The organism is Halarsenatibacter silvermanii (assembly GCF_900103135.1).
GTDB lineage: Bacteria > Bacillota > Halanaerobiia > Halanaerobiales > Halarsenatibacteraceae > Halarsenatibacter > Halarsenatibacter silvermanii.
Genome location: NZ_FNGO01000004.1, coordinates 64984 through 80891, shown reverse-complemented (window position 1 = coordinate 80891; position 15908 = coordinate 64984). Strand labels below are relative to the sequence as shown.

Below are 15908 nucleotides of genomic sequence, written 5' to 3'. Positions count from 1 at the left end.
TTATGGTTTATTCAGTTTCAGACGTGCTCAAAATGTTAAATGAGATTGCTCCTTTCAATCTTGCCGAGGAGTGGGATAATTCCGGTCTTCAGGTAGGAGCTAGAGATCAGAATGTCGAAAAAATTCTGCTGACTCTGGATGTCGATGAAAAGATAATCGAAGAAGCCCTGAACAGGGATTGTGAGATGATAATCTCCCATCATCCCTTGATATTCTCACAGCTTGACAGTGTGACCGAAGCCAGCGGTACAGAGAAAATAGTCCGCAGTTTAATTCAGAATGAAATAACCCTGATTTCAGCTCATACAAATTTTGATAAGTGTGAGGGCGGAATGAATGATTATCTGGCTGACAAAATCGGGTTAAAAAATATAAAACCCCTCAACGATGATGAGGACATGAATAAGCTGGTCGTGTTTGTTCCTGTTGATAGTCTGCAGGCTGTTAAAAACTCTCTCCATGAAGCAGGTGCGGGAGAATTTGAAAAATACGATATGGCCGGTTTTTACAGCGAAGGTACCGGCACTTTTAGGCCTCTGGAAGCCAGCAGCCCGGCTGTTGGCGAAAAAGGCGATTACACTGAAGTATCAGAATACAGGCTGGAGATGATTTACCCGGCCCGATTCACCGATAAAATTATTTCCTGTCTTGAAAGAGAACATCCCTACGAAGAGCCTGCTTACGATATTTTTAGACTCGAGCAGCACAGCGGAGAAATACTGCCGGCGCGTACGGGAGAGCTGCCCCAAAAAATGGGCTTGAATGAGTTTTTGACCGGGGTTAAAGAAGAGCTAGATGCTGAAAACCTGAAATATTTTGGTCATGATGACAGGGACATAAAACATGTGGCTGTTGTCTGCGGCAGCGGCAGCGATTTTATAGGGGCTGCCGCGAAAAGCGGTGCTGATGCACTATTGACTGGAGATATAAAATATCACGACTGGCAGCTGGCCCGGGATAAAGATCTCATTCTGATAAATGCAGGCCATTACGATACTGAAAAACATTTTGCCGGCCTGATGGCGGAGAGAATCATGGCGGCTCTCGATTCAGACGGCTTTCATCCCGAATTAATTTTATCTGATCGGCAGGAGAATCTCTCTGAAACTTTTGCTTGATATCAATAATATCTAGTTATATGTTTAATTGATAAACAGTAGATATGTTTTACTGATTTTTCTTGATATTTAGATCGAGTAGTGGTATACTATAATTGACTATTCTTAAGTCAAAAGCTCAAGAAATTACATTAAATTGCTATTACATAAGCTGGCCGGGTGATCGCGGTGGTTTGGGCCACCGAGGAAAGTCCGGGCTCTACAGGGCAGAAGGCCGGGCAACTCCCGGCGGGGGAAACCCCGGGAAAGTGCCGCAGAAAATATACCGCCAGCTGTTCAGCTGGTAAGGGTGAAATGGTGCGGTAAGAGCGCACCGGCCTTTCGGGAAACCGAAAGGGCCTGGCAAACCCCCTTCGGAGTAAGTCCAAATAGGAAGGCAATAAGATGGCCCGTCTTGATGCCTTCGGGTATGGACGCTTGAGAGCTGCAGGCAACTGCAGCTCCAGATAGATGATTACCCTTCGACAGAACCCGGCTTATAGGCCAGCTTAACATAAAGAATTGAGGTGTTAACTTTATGGCACAGGAAAAGAGCGATTTACTGCAGGTTGCTGAAAAGCTCTCTTATTGTCTGGAAAAAGTAGAAGAAATCGATCCCCTGGAAGCTGACATTGATGATGATATTGTGAAAAATCGGATCATCACCCTTCGAGGTTATCTTAGATACCTTGATAAAGATGGTATAGATGTTTTAAAGAAAATTCAAAGCAGAATAGAAGGTGCTGAAAATGGCTGATAAAATTTATTACAGAGTGCAGTATCCTTTAAAAAAAGGGATTCAGAAACTCAAAAAACTCGACAAAGATGAAGAGAAGCTGGATGAAATGATCGCCGGTCTTTCCGAATACGAAAAAAGCAGATTGCGAAATTTTCTGCAGGATTGGGAAGAAGGAGGTAGAAACGATCTTGTCCAGTTCATCGAAGAACTGGAGGAGAGGTTATAATTTTTATTCTGGATTGATTTATTGAACCGATCAGATATAAATATTTTTCATTTGAACGCCGGGACCGCAGGTCCTGGTTTTTTTATTGCCATTTATTTACTTTTGTTTTATTGAAAAGATATTTTATCTGTGTTAAAATTAAGTTCAGGACATTTATAGGAGGGTCAAAATGGCTGGTCATTCTAAGTGGCATAATATCAGACATCAGAAGAAAAAAGAGGATAAGAGAAGGGCTAAATTATTTTCCAAATTAAGCCGCAGGATCTCCGTAGCTGCCCGAGAGGGCGGGGGTGATCCCGATAAAAATCCTGATTTGAGGATGGCTATAGAGAAAGCCAAAGATAAAAATATGCCCAAGGAAAATATCGAGAGGGCTATAAAAAGAGGTACCGGAGAGCTTGAAGGTGTTGATTATGAAAGCTTCACCTACGAGGGTTACGGCCCGGGAGGCGTGGCGCTTTATTTTGAAATCACTACTGATAATCGCAATAGAACAGCTTCGGAGTTAAGACATATCCTTTCGGAGAACGGGGGTAATTTGGGCCAGGAAGGCTGTGTGGCCTGGATGTTCGATGAGAGAGGACAGCTTCTTCTGAAAAAAGACGAGATTGAAAAAGATTCAGAGGCAGTAATGCTGGATGCCATAGAAGCCGGTGCTGAAGATGTCATCGAAGAAAATAATCTTATCAGGATTATGACTGACCCTCAGGATTATATAGATGTTAAAGAGCAGCTGGATGACGAATATGATTTCAGCGATTCAGATATAGTGATGGTGCCCAACAACGAAGTGGACTTAAATTACAAAGAAGCCAGAAAAGTTCTGGAATTGATGAATGAGCTGGAAGAACATGACGATATTCAGGAGGTTTACACGAATTTTAACATCCCGGAATCCGTCATGCAGGAGCTCAATAAAGAGGAAATAGCCTGATTTATAGCTGCAGGCTCTATTAAAAGGGCACTGGTAGGTCGGTGTCTTTATTTTTTTTCATGAGGTGATGAAGTGAAAATTTTAGGCGTAGATCCCGGACTGGCTGAAATAGGTTATGGAGTAATTGAAAAAGATGGAAATTCTCTTTCTCAAATAGAATTTGGCCTGATCAGCACATCCAGCGAGAAATCTGATCTGGAGAGGTTAAATGTTGTCTTCGAAGAACTCACCCAGATTATAAAAAGCCTGGAACCGGAACAGATGGCTGTAGAGGAATTGTTTTTTAATAAGAACGCCAAAACGGCTATCCGCGTCGGTCAGGCCAGAGGAGTGATTCTGCTGGCCGGGTCCCGGGCAGATATCCCCGTCTTTGAATACACGCCGCTGGAAGTTAAACAGGCTGTGGTGGGACACGGCAGGGCTGAAAAGATGCAGGTGCAGCAGATGGTTAAAACTCTGCTGGGGCTGGCTGAAATCCCAGCTTCTGAAGATGCAGCTGATGCTCTGGCCGTCTCGATATGCCACTGTCACACTGAATCAACCAGAAATAGCTGGAGTGAGATGCTTTGATAGGCTACTTAAGAGGAATATTGATAGGGAGAAGAAAAGATAAATTGCTGCTGGAAGTTAACGGAGTCGGTTATGACGTTAAGGTTCCTGATGATTTTCCTCTCGGTAAGAAAGGAGAGGAGATAGAGGTATATACCTATACCTATGTGAGAGAGGATCTCATAGAATTGTTCGGTTTTAAAAATCGAGAGGAGAAAAATCTTTTCAGCACTCTGCTGGAGGTTTCCGGTATAGGTCCTAAAGTTGCTCTCAATACCGTTTCGACCCTTAATCCCCAGGAGCTAGTTTCAGCTATACTGGGTGAAGATGTACCCACCCTGAAAAAGGTGAGCGGCATAGGGCCCAAAAGCGGTCAGAGGATGATACTCGAGCTGGAGAGTAAAATAGACAAACTGGTCGCCAGCGAGGACCTGGAGATAGCTGCGGAGGATAAACAGGAGAGAAAAGAAGAGCTCTTTTCTGCTCTGAATAATCTGGGATATAGAGATCAGGAGATAAGAACGGCGCTGAACAATATCTCTTTTGACTCCGATCATGAGCTGGAAGAGAAGATACGTCTTGTGCTCAACTTTTTGGGAAAGGAGTAATCTTTAGATGGACGAAGAAAGAGTTATATCTCCTGAACAGCAGCCTGATGACAATCGTATGGACAGCACTCTCAGACCCGAAAAGCTCGAATACTACGTGGGCCAGGAGAGAGTAAAAAAGAAACTGAGTATATTCATTCAGGCTGCCTGTGAAAGAAATGAAGCTTTAGATCATGTTCTTCTTTACGGCCCTCCCGGACTGGGTAAGACAACTCTGGCTCATATTATATCGCGAGAGATGAACGTCAACCTGCACACCACCAGCGGGCCGGCCATCGAGAGACCGGGAGATCTGGCCTCGATACTCACAAATTTGTCCGACAAAGATATCCTTTTTATAGATGAAATTCACAGATTAAATCCGGTCGTTGAGGAGGTCCTTTATCCCGCCATGGAAGACTTTGGCCTCGATCTTATGATCGGCAAAGGGCCTTCGGCCCGATCTGTAAGAATTGATCTCTCTCACTTTACTCTGGTAGGAGCGACCACCAAAATAGGCAGATTGAGTTCTCCTCTGCGTGATAGATTCGGAGTAATTAACAGGCTGGGATTTTACAGCGATAAAGAATTGAGCGAGATCGTGAAAAGATCCGCCCGCATCCTCGAAATCGAGGTATCCCCGGAGGGAGCGGCAGAGATAGCCCGGCGGGCCCGGGGTACTCCCAGAGTGGCAAATAGACTTCTGCGCAGAATTAGAGATTTTGCTCAGGTAGAGGCAGAAGGAACTATAACCGGAGAAGTTGTGACAAAAGCGTTGGAGCTGATGGAAATAGATGAAAAAGGTCTGGACAGGATAGATCATAGGCTGCTGGAGACGATAATAAATAAATTTTCCGGAGGTCCGGTGGGCCTGAAGACTATAGCTGCTGCGATTAATGAGGATAGTTCCACCATTGAAGAGGTTTATGAACCGTATCTTCTCCAGCTGGGTTTTTTGAAAAGAACCTCCCAGGGGCGGGAGGCAACGCCGGCTGCCTATAAACATATGAATATAGATCTTCCCGAAGAGATGAAATCAGCGGATGAGCAAAAATCTCTCTTCGATCAGGAAAATAAGAGTGGAGGTACTTCATAGAGGATGGACGTCGATAAATTTTCTTTTGATCTGCCCGAAGAATTGATTGCTCAGGAACCAGCCCAGCGCCGGGATGAATCCCGGCTTCTTGTTATGAATAAAGACGGTAATATAAAAGATCATTCGATATTTAAGAATTTGCTCGATTTTTTACAGCCGGGTGACAGAATTGTGCTTAACAACAGCAGGGTTATACCGGCTCGCCTGTACGGGCAGAAAAGGACTTCTGGTATTGAGATAGAGATCCTGCTGCTGAATGAGCTCGAAACAGGCAGGTGGGAGGTGCTGGCCAATCCCGGACGTAGAGTAAAACCGGGTACGGAGATCGAATTTGAAGGAGAAATATCGGCCAGATGCGATGATGTGACCGATTTTGGCGGCAGGATATTGAGTTTTTCTCCGGAAAATAAACTGCGGTCTGTGCTCGACGAGATCGGTGAAATGCCTCTCCCCCCCTATATAAAGAAAAAACCAGAAGATCCTGGCCGGTATCAGACAATCTATGCCAGCTCGGATCGTGAGGGGTCTGTGGCAGCCCCCACGGCCGGACTGCATTTTACTGAAAGACTCATTGAAGAGCTGAGATCAAAGGGGATTGGAATCAGTTATCTTACCCTGCACGTGGGCCTGGGAACATTTCGACCGGTTAGAAGTGAAAGGGTAGAAAATCACGATATGCATTCTGAGTATTTTGAATTACCCGAAAAAACCGCAAAAGAGATCAATGCCACCCGCCAGCAGGGAGGAAGAATAATTGCGGTGGGGACCACCGTCACCAGGACCCTGGAAGGAGCCAGCGAGGCGTTAAACAGGGGAGAAGGGAAAAAGGGCTGGACTGATCTTTTTATTTACCCCGGCTATGAATTTCAGGTAATTGATTCTCTGATAACAAATTTTCACCTGCCTGAATCGACTCTCATAATGCTGGTCTCAGCTCTGGTCGGCCGGGAAGAAGTTCTGGAAGCTTATAGAGAGGCAATCGAAAGAAGATACAGGTTTTACAGTTTTGGAGATGCTATGCTTATCCTGTAGCAGGAAGAAATGGGGTTTATCGAGATGACAATTAATTTTTCAGTGGAGTCCAGATCGAGTGACAGCCCGGCCCGAACAGGAACTCTGGAGCTGGAAAATGGAATGTTTGAAACTCCTATATTCATGCCTGTTGGCACCAGGGCTACCGTAAAAAGCCTTTCTCCGGAGGAACTCAAAAAATGCGGAACAGGCATACTGCTGGCCAACACCTATCATCTTTATCTGCGGCCGGGGGCCGATGTCGTAGCTGAAGCGGGCGGACTGCACGAGTTTATGAACTGGAGCCGTCCAATTTTGACCGACAGCGGAGGTTTTCAGGTTTTCAGCCTTTCCGATATGAATGAAGTCACCGAGGATGGAGTACAATTTCAATCGCATCTGGATGGCTCAAAGCATTTCATCACACCCGAAAAATCTGTCGAAATTCAAAAGAAGCTGGGAGCAGACATAATCATGGCCTTCGATGAATGTGTGTCCTATCCTGCCGATAGGGAGTACGTGGAAAAGTCTCTGAATAGAACCTTGAGATGGGCAGAGAGATCCTTGAAAGCTGCCGAAGATCTGCAGGATCATCAGCATATATTCGGAATTGTTCAGGGAGGCACCTATCCCGACCTCAGAAAGAAAAGTGCGCGTCGAACCAGAAAACTTGATTTTCCAGGCTATGCCATCGGCGGACTGAGCGTTGGAGAAGAAAATAAGCTCATGTATCAGATGCTCGATGTTACCGTTCCCGAACTTCCTTCTAAAAAACCCAGATATTTGATGGGCGTGGGCACCCCCCGGGATTTGATTGAAGGAGTTAAAAGAGGCGTCGATATGTTTGATTGCGTTCTGCCGACCCGACTGGCCAGACATGGAAGTCTGTATACTTCCAGAGGGCGAATAAATATTACCAACGCAGCTTTTAAAAAAGATTTTAATCCGCCTGATAAAGACTGCAGCTGCTATGTGTGCAGGAATTATTCATCAGCTTACCTCCGTCATCTCATCAAAAGAAACGAGCTTTACGGATTGAGGCTGGCATCATATCACAATTTATACTTTTTTCTGGACCTGATGCGAAAATTGCGCTATAATATTAGACGGGACACATTGGATGATTTTGTTGAAAGTTTTTACAGCGGTTGGGCAGAGGAATAAAAGGATCTTCTTGTATTCAGTTGGTTAATAGGTGTGTTAAAAAATTACGCTCCCTTCGCGAGAACTCGTCTCTGAGCTCCCGCTCAGCCCGGCACATCCTGAGCCGGGGACACTATTTTTTGGCCATGGACTTAACCTGAGTCTCGAAAAATTTCGAGTATCACTTTGCTTCATATCTTCCAGCCACTATTGTCATGATAGTGGTCTTATACGATATCTATCAACTGATAACAAGAAGATACGAATAAAATCGCTCCAGCCCTGGTGTTAAACGTCTCTTTATAATTAAATTTAAAATAAGAAGTGACCGAAGGAGGAAACTCAAAAATGGAAATACTCGTTTCACTTTTACCCTGGGTTCTAATTTTCGGTGTTTTTTGGTTCTTTCTGATCAGACCACAAAAAAAGCAGCAGAAACAGCATCAGCAGATGCTGCAGGATTTACAGGTCGGTGACAAAGTGGTAACCGCCGGCGGAATCAAGGGGAAAATCATCAAAATTAGAGATGAAAGTGTGAGGCTGAGAATATCTACTGATGTCGATATCGATTTGATGAAGAATTCCATAAGCCGTCTGGAGGAAGAAGAGGCTGAGGACAAAGCGGGTGAAATTGAGGGAGAATAATCATCTTAAGCTGTTAAATGTTAAACAAAGGGAGGTAATTTGCCGGTGGATAAAAGAGATTTGATAGAAATTGTCCAATCCCTGGCAATAGCTGCCGTTCTGGCGTTTTTGATAATTACTTTCGTGGCTCAATCCTTTGTGGTTGAGGGTAGCTCTATGGAAGAAACGCTGCAGCATGGGGAGCGGCTGATAGTAAATAAATTGGTGTACCGCTTCAGTGAACCTGACAGGGGAGAAATTGTGGTTTTTACTCCGGGCGAAGATGAAGATAACCGCTACATCAAGCGAATTATAGGTGTGCCTGGAGATACCGTCTATATACAGGATGATCAGGTTTATGTCAACGGTGAGCCAATTGAAGAGGAATACATCAGAGAAGAGATGAGGGAAGTTGGAGAAACCGGGCCATTTGAAGTGCCCGAAAATAGCTATTTTGTTCTGGGAGACAACCGAAATCACAGCGCCGACAGCCGTTTTCCCAATCTGGTCGGATATGTGGACAGAGATAAAATTCACGGCAGGGCCCTGTGGGTATTCTGGCCTCTGAATGAGATGAGACTTGTTGATCATGCCGAGTATTCTCTGGAAGAAAAAAATAATTCAGCTGCGAATTCTAGCTGATCCGGTTAAAAACTGTGTGGGAGGATAAAAAATGAGGTACAAGAGAAAGAGGAAGCTGAAGGCTGCTTTTCTGGTTATAGTTGTGGCCTTCGGTGTATTTCTTTACTTTAATTATGGGATCAATCTCGGCCTGGATCTGGCCGGGGGAGCACATGTAGTTATGGAAGCGCAGGAGACAGAAGGCAGAGAAGTTGATGATGAGGTAATGAGGGGAATTGTCAATATAATCGAGAGAAGAGTCGACGAAATGGGACTTACAGAGCCTGTCGTTCAAAGACAGGGGCAGGATAGAGTTATCATCGAGCTGCCGGCGGTCGATAATCCTGATGATGCCATCGAGACTATCGGACAGACGGCGATGCTGACCATCCGCAACCAGGCAGGAGATGTTTTGATGACGGGCGACGAGATAGCCGATGCCCGGGCGAGTTATGATCAGAACAATCGCCCTGTTGTTTCCTTTGAAATGACCGGCAGCGGAGCACAGACATTCGAGGAGATCACCAGGATGTACATGGGTGAGCCGATAGGAATATATCTTGATGATGAACAGTTAACCAATCCTACAGTTCAATCAGTTATCAGGGATCAGGGTCAAATAACCGGGTATGCCAGCGTAGAAGAAGCTGAAGAGCATGCTATATTGATTCGGGAGGGCGCTTTGCCGGTGGACGTTGAAGTTATAGAGAACCGTACGGTTGGGCCAACCCTGGGAGCCATCGCTTTACAGCAGAGTTTAAGAGCCGGCCTGATAGGGCTTCTGCTCGTAGGAATCTATATGGTTTTCTACTACAGATTTCCGGGGATTATAGCTGCTGCCACACTCTTAATATACGGGGTTTTGTTTATGGGTGTGCTGGCCGGTCTCCAGGCTACGCTGACGCTGCCGGGTATTGCAGGGCTGATATTATCTATTGGTATGGCTGTCGATGCCAATATAATTATTTTTGAGCGCATCCAGGATGAATTGAGAAATGGCAAACCCTTGAAGACCTCTATCAATTCCGGTTTTAAGAGAGCGTATCTCACAATAGTTGACGCCAATGTCACCACCATGATTACCGCGCTTATTCTGGCTTACTTTACCACCGGTGCGGTAAGAGGATTCGCCGTGACGCTGGGTATCGGGATTCTTTTGAGCATGTTCACAGCTTTTTTCGTCACGAAGACTTTCATGGATCTTTTTGCCGGAACCAGAGCATTTAGACTTTCAGGATCATTTGGTGTGAGGGGGCAGGAAAATGTATAATTTCAGCGAAAACCTTGATTTGATGGGAAAAAGAAAAATATGGTTTGTAATTTCCGCCATAATTATTGCGGCCTCTCTGTTATTTTTGCTGGTCAACGGCCTTAATCTGGGCCTGGATTTTGCCGGCGGTACGATACTGGAATACAGTTTTGAAGAAAATGTAACCAATGAAGAGGTAAGAGAGGCTCTAGCCCCCCTCGAAATGAACATTGCTGAAGAGGCTGCCATGCAGGATGTTACTGAAGAGGAATTCCAGGGAGTTATGATCAGGACGGGTGAATTGAGTCCGGAAGAGATTACCTCTGTGAATGAAGCTATTGAGCAGGAGTTTGCCGGAACAGAAGTTCTCAGGACTGAGATGGTAGGACCAACCATCGGTCAGGAGCTGAGAACGCAGGCCTTACTGGCCCTATTAGTTGCCGCGGTTGGTATTGTGGCCTATATCAGTTTCCGTTTTGAATTTAAATTCGCAGTCGTTTCTCTGGCTACTCTTACTCACGATGTAATTTTAACGGTCGGTGTTTTCGCACTGCTGCAAAGAGAGATAAATACTGCTTTTATAGCTGCACTTCTCACGATTGTAGGTTACTCTTTGAACGACACTATTGTAATATTTGATAGGATCAGAGAGAACATGAAACTTTATCGCAGGGACAGCTTCATAAAGCAGGCCAATAGGGCTGTGGTAGAAACTCTGCCCCGCTCTATAAATACCTCTATGACCACTCTGGTAGCTATACTGGCTATTTATCTATTTGGGGGAGCAGCGATACAGACTTTCATGCTGGCACTTTTTATAGGGATGGCCGCCGGGACATATTCCTCGATATTTGTGGCCAGTCCTCTGCTCGTCAGCTGGGATTTAAAGTCTTCCTCTAAGTCTGCTTCTACCGGCAAAGCTTAAAGAATGGCGCTGACTAAAAAAAACAAAAACAATTCAGGAGGTGGAATCTATGTCCGATCTGCTGGAAAATATTATCTTGAAGGGATTGGGAACGATCGATCTAACCAAAGAGAGAGTTGAAGAGTTGATTGAAGATATGGTTGAAGATGATGAACTGACCAGACAGCAGGGTGAAGAGGTTCTGGAAAGATGGAGAGAAAAGCTTCATGATAAGGAAGAAAGCACACGCGAAGACCTCGATGAGTTCTTCGAGGAAAAGATTGAAGAGATGGGCCTTGCCCGCGGCAGGCAGATTGAAGAACTGGAAGAAGAGCTGGAGGAGATAAGAAAAAATCTCGCCAGTCTCCGCAGCGAAATGGATGATCTTCAGCAGTCGGAATAACCTCAGGTTTTTTGAAACAATTCTGTCTGCAGTCTTTCTGGAGCCGGAGGTAAAATGATGGATTTTAACGTTAAGAAAAAATATGAGCATTTCCAGCGATATCGTGAAATCAGCCGTATTTTTATAAAGAACGGTCTGGGGTTTCTGCTTGATTATTTTGATCTCTGGAGCTTTGCTCCCATAAAAAAGAGGTTGGGTGAAGAGAGGGATGATATCGATAAATCATCCCTCCCCAAACGGCTGCGGGTAGTTCTTGAGGAATTAGGACCCACGTATGTAAAACTGGGACAGCTTTTGAGCACCAGGCCGGATATATTACCTCCTGAATATATCCAGGAATTTCGCAGATTACAGGATGATGTTCCTCCTGTAGATTATGAAGAGATCAAGCCCCTGCTGGAAGAGGAGCTGGGCGATAGATGTGATGAAATTTTTTCCCGGGTGGAAAGAGAGGCACAGGCAGGGGCTTCCATAGCTCAGATCCACAGGGCTGTTCTGCATTCCGGTGAATCTGTGGTAATGAAGATACAGAGGCCCGGGATCAGGGAAAAGATCAGGACAGATCTGGAAATCATAGAAAACCTGGCGGAAATGGCTGCCGAAAGAAAAGTTCTTCCTGACTTCATAGATGTCGAGGGAATCGTGGAAGAGTTCAAGGAGAGCCTGTTCAAAGAACTCGATTTTATGCGCGAACTTTATAATATCAAAAGATTTCGGGACAACTTTTCTCATGAAGATCAGGTTACCTCTCCCGAGGTTTATGAGGAGTATTCCAGCAGGCGCGTTCTGGTAATGGAAGAAATAGAGGGGCGAAAACTGAGCGAATTTGAGCCGGATGACAGAAAATCGGTCAATGCCAGCGAGCTGGCCAGAGTTGGGGCGGAATCTCTTTTGAAGCAGGTGATGATAGATGGTTTCTTCCATGCCGATCCTCATCCGGGAAATTTGATCGTAGTTAATGATGATACCCTTGCCTATATTGATTTTGGTCTGATGGGTCAGATCAGCAGCAGCGATCGCGACAGATTTGCGCTGCTTTTTGCCGCCCTGCTGAGAAGAAATGTAGAAGTCATAACCGATATAATTCTGGAAATCGGTGAAGTTCCTGAGAATTTGAAGAAAAGAAAACTCAAAATAGACATCGAGGATTTCATCTATAGTTATTATAACCGCCGGCTGGAAGATATTAATTTTAAAGTTCTTTTTCAGGAGCTGCAGCACATCGTTTTCAGACATCATATAAAACTTCCTCAGGAATTCTTCCTTCTTTTTAGAGCTCTCAGCGTCAGTGAAGGGGTTGGTTCTACCCTGGATCCCGAATTCAATATAGTTACTTTTGGGGAAAAATTTATAAAAAAAATACTCAAAGACCGGCTGAGTCCCGACAACCTTCTCAAAAAATTTGGAATTGGAGTATGGCGATTCTATAGAAATTTGAAAGGGATGCCTGCTGATCTATCCACAGTTCTGGAAAAACTGAAGATGGGTGAACTATCGATAATCTTCAAGCACGAAAATCTGGAAGAGCTGGAAAAAAAGTTAGATTTAGCTTCCAACCGTCTTTCCATAAGCATGATCATTTCCTCTTTAATTATCGGCTCCTCTCTGATAATCCAGGCTGGAATTCCCCCCTTTATCTATAACATCCCTATATTCGGACTTGCCGGTTTCTCAGCGGCCGGAATCCTGGGGCTCTGGCTGGTTATTTCTATTTTCAGGTCGGGAAGATTTTGAGTATTTATCAACAGATTAAATGGTTAACGGTTCGAGAATAAGTATTTTGTGGAGTGATCTGAAAAAATATGGAGAAAGTCTGGCGGCTAAAAAACCCATCGATCGAAGAAAATAAAATCGTCGATCAGATTCTAAAAAGGCGTGAGATTTCGGAGCATGAAATTTCTCCTGCCGGTGATTTAAAACTCGTTGACTCTTTAGATCCCGGCCTGTTTGAGGGCATGATGAGCGCTGTAGAAAAGCTTTTAAAAGCTGCTTCTGAAAATAGCAGAGTTCTGGTTTACGGCGATTATGATGTCGACGGCATAACTTCGTCTGCGCTGTTGATAGAATATTTTCGCGAGCGTTTACAGCTGGATGTTTCTTATTATCTGCCCGATAGATTTGAGGATGGTTATGGCATCAATCGCGAAACTTTAAAAAAGCTCGGGCCCGAAAATTACGACCTTCTGGTGGCGGTAGATTGCGGTATATCCGCTGTATCCGAAGTTGAATATCTGCGCGAGTTTGATATAGACACATTAATTATAGATCATCACAGACCGTCCGAGAAGCTGCCTGAGGCTTCAGCGATTATAAGTCCTTTTTTCACCGATAAGGATGAGGAGCTTAATCTGGCCGGAGTCGGTCTGGCTTTTAAATTATGTCAGGCTCTGGAACAGAGTCTCAAAGATGAGCAGGTGAATGAATATCTGGAATCAAAACTGGATCTTGTTGCTCTGGGAACCATAGCTGATCTGGTTCCCCTGCGCTCTGAAAATCGCCTGCTTGCCGGCCTCGGTCTAGAGATGATTGCCCGGGGAGGACGGCCCGGTCTGGAAATCATCAAAGAAAAAGTTGGACTCGACCGCGAGGAAGAAATTTCGGCCGGACAGATCGGCTTCATTCTGGCCCCTCCTTTCAATGCAGCTGGCAGACTGGAAAAACCCGATCCGGCTTTAGAACTTCTTCTTATCCGGGATAGGGAAGAAGCGAAGTCGCTGGCCGATGACCTGATAAAATTAAATTCCCGAAGACAGAACATCCAGGAAAAAATTCGGAATGAAGCTGAGAATAAAATAGCTGAAAGCTCAGCCCCTACGCTGAAAATGGCAGTGATGGCCAGCGAGAGCTGGCATCGGGGTGTGGTGGGCATCGTTGCTTCACAGCTTGTCGACAAATATGATATACCGATAATATTGATAGCACTGGATGAAAAGACGGGGATGGGACGTGGATCGGGGCGGAGTATTTCCGGATTGAATCTTTACGAAGCTCTGCAGAGTTGTTCTAAAAACATCGAAGAATTTGGCGGTCACAAACAGGCGGCCGGTTTAACCATCTCTGAAGACCGGATTGATTCATTCAGTCAGGAATTTACCCGGTATATCAAGGAAGAACTATCCGAACAGGATTATATTCCGGCTCAAAATTTTGATGGTTTCCTGCAGCCTGCTGATCTAAACAGGAAAATTCACGGCGATATACAGAAATTAAAGCCCTTTGGCTGGGGGAACCCGGAGCCGTTATTCGCAATGGAAACTTCCCTCCGAGAGATGCGAAAAGTCGGTCAAAATGGCGGTCACCTCAAGATTAAAACTGGAGACGGAATATCGGGAATAGGTTTTCAGCTGGGAAAGCGGTATTCAGAGCTCAAAAGATATAACTGCAGCAAAAATAAATTTAAACTTATCTGCAAGCCTTTTTTAAACAGCTGGAGGGGCTCGGAAAATCTGGAGATAAAAATAAAGGATATAATCGTTCAAGAAAGATCCCATCTGCGGCCGATAAAGTACGAAGACGAAGATATCCTGCTGTTCGATGCCCGGGGGGGTAATAAGAAGGATTATCTGGAAGTTATCTCGGGTTGGGAGGGCAGGAGTGCTGTAAATATTTATAATCGGCGCATAAAAGAAAAACTGAAACATAAATTCGGAGATCTGCTCTTCATATCCTCCCCCGATCAGCTTGATGACAGCTGTTCCAGAATTGTTTACTGGGATCCGCCTTTTTCTCTGGAAGAGATGGTGAGCTCGGTGAGATATCTGAGATCGGGAGAGGATAGAGCCGGTGTGCATTTTATTTTTTCCCGGGCGCAGCTGGATCAAAATAGTTCTATCATAGACAGCAAAATACCTCATAAAGAGTTTCTGCGTGATATCTGGTTGAATTATCTCCGGGAAAATGGGGAAACAGTCGATAGAAGTGAGATTTTTGCGGGCAAAGATATAAGTGATGATTTAAAAAAGGAAATTCTGGAGATCTTTTCCGAGCTTGAAGCTTTAGAGTTCGAAAACGATAAAATTTTAATCAAAAGCCCTTCAAAAAATCTGAATTTCCATGAGTCAGTGAGATATAATGAGATAACTCGCATCCGAGAAAGATTTGCGGAACTTGAAAAAATGTTAAAAAGAACTGACTTATCCAGTTTTATAGCAAAATTCGAAGACCGATTGAATAAACCGGAGGAGGAAAGGGCAAAATGAATCTAAAAAATTTGTTGAGAGAAATAGAGGATTTTCCCGAAGAAGGCATTCTCTTTAAGGATATCACCCCTATATTAAAGGATGAGGATGGTTTTAATGAGGTGATTGAGAGATTTTTGGACGAATTTGCTGAGCTCGAATTCGACTACATAGCTGCTATCGAGGCCAGGGGTTTTCTCCTGGGGCCGGTTTTATCCCGGGAATTTGCATGTGGATTCATACCTATAAGAAAGTCGGGGAAGCTCCCAGCTGATAAGGTTTCGGTGACCTATGAACTCGAGTACGGAGAGAGCGAGCTGGAAATGCATACTGATTCTCTGGAAGCCGGGGATAAAGTTCTGTTGATAGATGATCTGCTGGCTACCGGCGGAACTTCTCTGGCAGCAATAGAGTTAATTGAAAAGCTGGAAGCAGAAGTGATTGCCGCCGGATATTTGATTGAGCTGACGGACCTGCCGGGCAGGAGCAATTTGCAAGACTATAATATATTTTCTATAATGAAGGAATAAGGAATTTGTCGGTTCTC

Annotated in this window: 17 protein-coding genes and 1 other RNA gene; all 18 read left to right on the top strand. The window is 44.7% G+C overall.

The features are described 5' to 3' along the window. Positions 1–2 precede the first annotated feature (2 nt). The 18 genes from BLT15_RS03090 to BLT15_RS03005 all read left to right on the top strand — a co-directional run bounded on the left by BLT15_RS03090 (position 3) and on the right by BLT15_RS03005 (position 15891). On the top strand, positions 3–1118 hold the full coding sequence (locus BLT15_RS03090; RefSeq protein WP_089758555.1) for a Nif3-like dinuclear metal center hexameric protein: 1116 nt from the start codon (positions 3–5) through the stop codon (positions 1116–1118). A gap of 147 nt (positions 1119–1265) precedes the next feature. Further along, positions 1266–1613: RNase P RNA component class A (gene rnpB, locus BLT15_RS03085), an RNA gene on the top strand. A gap of 22 nt (positions 1614–1635) precedes the next feature. Beyond that, positions 1636–1854 (top strand): hypothetical protein, encoded by a 219-nt coding sequence (locus BLT15_RS03080; protein WP_089758551.1) that lies wholly within the window; start codon positions 1636–1638, stop codon positions 1852–1854. Then, entirely contained in the window at positions 1847–2062 is a 216-nt protein-coding gene (locus BLT15_RS03075) for a hypothetical protein (RefSeq protein WP_089758549.1), read from the top strand. The genes BLT15_RS03080 and BLT15_RS03075 overlap by 8 nt, the downstream gene beginning before the upstream one ends. Before the next feature lie 169 nt (positions 2063–2231). Beyond that, positions 2232–2996, top strand: coding sequence for a YebC/PmpR family DNA-binding transcriptional regulator (locus BLT15_RS03070; protein ID WP_089758547.1), 765 nt, complete (start codon positions 2232–2234; stop codon positions 2994–2996). Positions 2997–3068: 72 nt separating this feature from the next. After that, positions 3069–3566, top strand: a complete 498-nt coding sequence (ruvC, locus tag BLT15_RS03065; RefSeq protein WP_089758545.1) for a crossover junction endodeoxyribonuclease RuvC — start codon at positions 3069–3071, stop codon at positions 3564–3566. Beyond that, positions 3563–4153, top strand: coding sequence for a Holliday junction branch migration protein RuvA (ruvA, locus tag BLT15_RS03060; RefSeq protein WP_089758543.1), 591 nt, complete (start codon positions 3563–3565; stop codon positions 4151–4153). Before ruvC ends, ruvA begins: the two co-directional genes overlap by 4 nt. A gap of 7 nt (positions 4154–4160) precedes the next feature. Next, positions 4161–5228, top strand: coding sequence for a Holliday junction branch migration DNA helicase RuvB (gene ruvB, locus BLT15_RS03055; RefSeq protein WP_089758541.1), 1068 nt, complete (start codon positions 4161–4163; stop codon positions 5226–5228). A gap of 3 nt (positions 5229–5231) precedes the next feature. Further along, positions 5232–6260 carry a tRNA preQ1(34) S-adenosylmethionine ribosyltransferase-isomerase QueA gene (queA, locus tag BLT15_RS03050; RefSeq protein WP_089758539.1) on the top strand — a complete coding sequence of 343 codons (1029 nt, stop codon included), beginning with the start codon at positions 5232–5234 and terminating at the stop codon, positions 6258–6260. Positions 6261–6284: 24 nt separating this feature from the next. Further along, a complete protein-coding gene (gene tgt / locus BLT15_RS03045; RefSeq protein ID WP_089758708.1) occupies positions 6285–7403 on the top strand; it encodes a tRNA guanosine(34) transglycosylase Tgt in 1119 nt (372 codons plus the stop codon). A gap of 327 nt (positions 7404–7730) precedes the next feature. Further along, positions 7731–8027, top strand: coding sequence for a preprotein translocase subunit YajC (gene yajC / locus BLT15_RS03040; protein WP_089758537.1), 297 nt, complete (start codon positions 7731–7733; stop codon positions 8025–8027). Positions 8028–8072: 45 nt separating this feature from the next. Beyond that, positions 8073–8648 (top strand): signal peptidase I, encoded by a 576-nt coding sequence (gene lepB, locus BLT15_RS03035; RefSeq protein WP_345788679.1) that lies wholly within the window; start codon positions 8073–8075, stop codon positions 8646–8648. A gap of 31 nt (positions 8649–8679) precedes the next feature. Then, the gene (secD, locus tag BLT15_RS03030) at positions 8680–9897 is read left to right on the top strand and encodes a protein translocase subunit SecD (RefSeq protein ID WP_089758534.1); all 1218 of its coding nucleotides are present in this window, start codon (positions 8680–8682) and stop codon (positions 9895–9897) included. After that, positions 9890–10801, top strand: a complete 912-nt coding sequence (gene secF, locus BLT15_RS03025; RefSeq protein ID WP_089758532.1) for a protein translocase subunit SecF — start codon at positions 9890–9892, stop codon at positions 10799–10801. Before secD ends, secF begins: the two co-directional genes overlap by 8 nt. A 49-nt stretch (positions 10802–10850) precedes the next feature. After that, the gene (locus tag BLT15_RS03020; RefSeq protein WP_089758530.1) at positions 10851–11183 is read left to right on the top strand and encodes a hypothetical protein; all 333 of its coding nucleotides are present in this window, start codon (positions 10851–10853) and stop codon (positions 11181–11183) included. Between the two features lie 57 nt (positions 11184–11240). Continuing rightward, positions 11241–12917 carry an ABC1 kinase family protein gene (locus BLT15_RS03015; protein ID WP_159429786.1) on the top strand — a complete coding sequence of 559 codons (1677 nt, stop codon included), beginning with the start codon at positions 11241–11243 and terminating at the stop codon, positions 12915–12917. A 68-nt stretch (positions 12918–12985) separates the two neighbouring features. Further along, positions 12986–15382 carry a single-stranded-DNA-specific exonuclease RecJ gene (recJ, locus tag BLT15_RS03010; RefSeq protein WP_089758526.1) on the top strand — a complete coding sequence of 799 codons (2397 nt, stop codon included), beginning with the start codon at positions 12986–12988 and terminating at the stop codon, positions 15380–15382. Then, complete coding sequence (locus BLT15_RS03005) at positions 15379–15891, top strand: adenine phosphoribosyltransferase (protein WP_089758524.1); 513 nt, start codon at positions 15379–15381, stop codon at positions 15889–15891. Before recJ ends, BLT15_RS03005 begins: the two co-directional genes overlap by 4 nt. Positions 15892–15908: the final 17 nt, after the last annotated feature.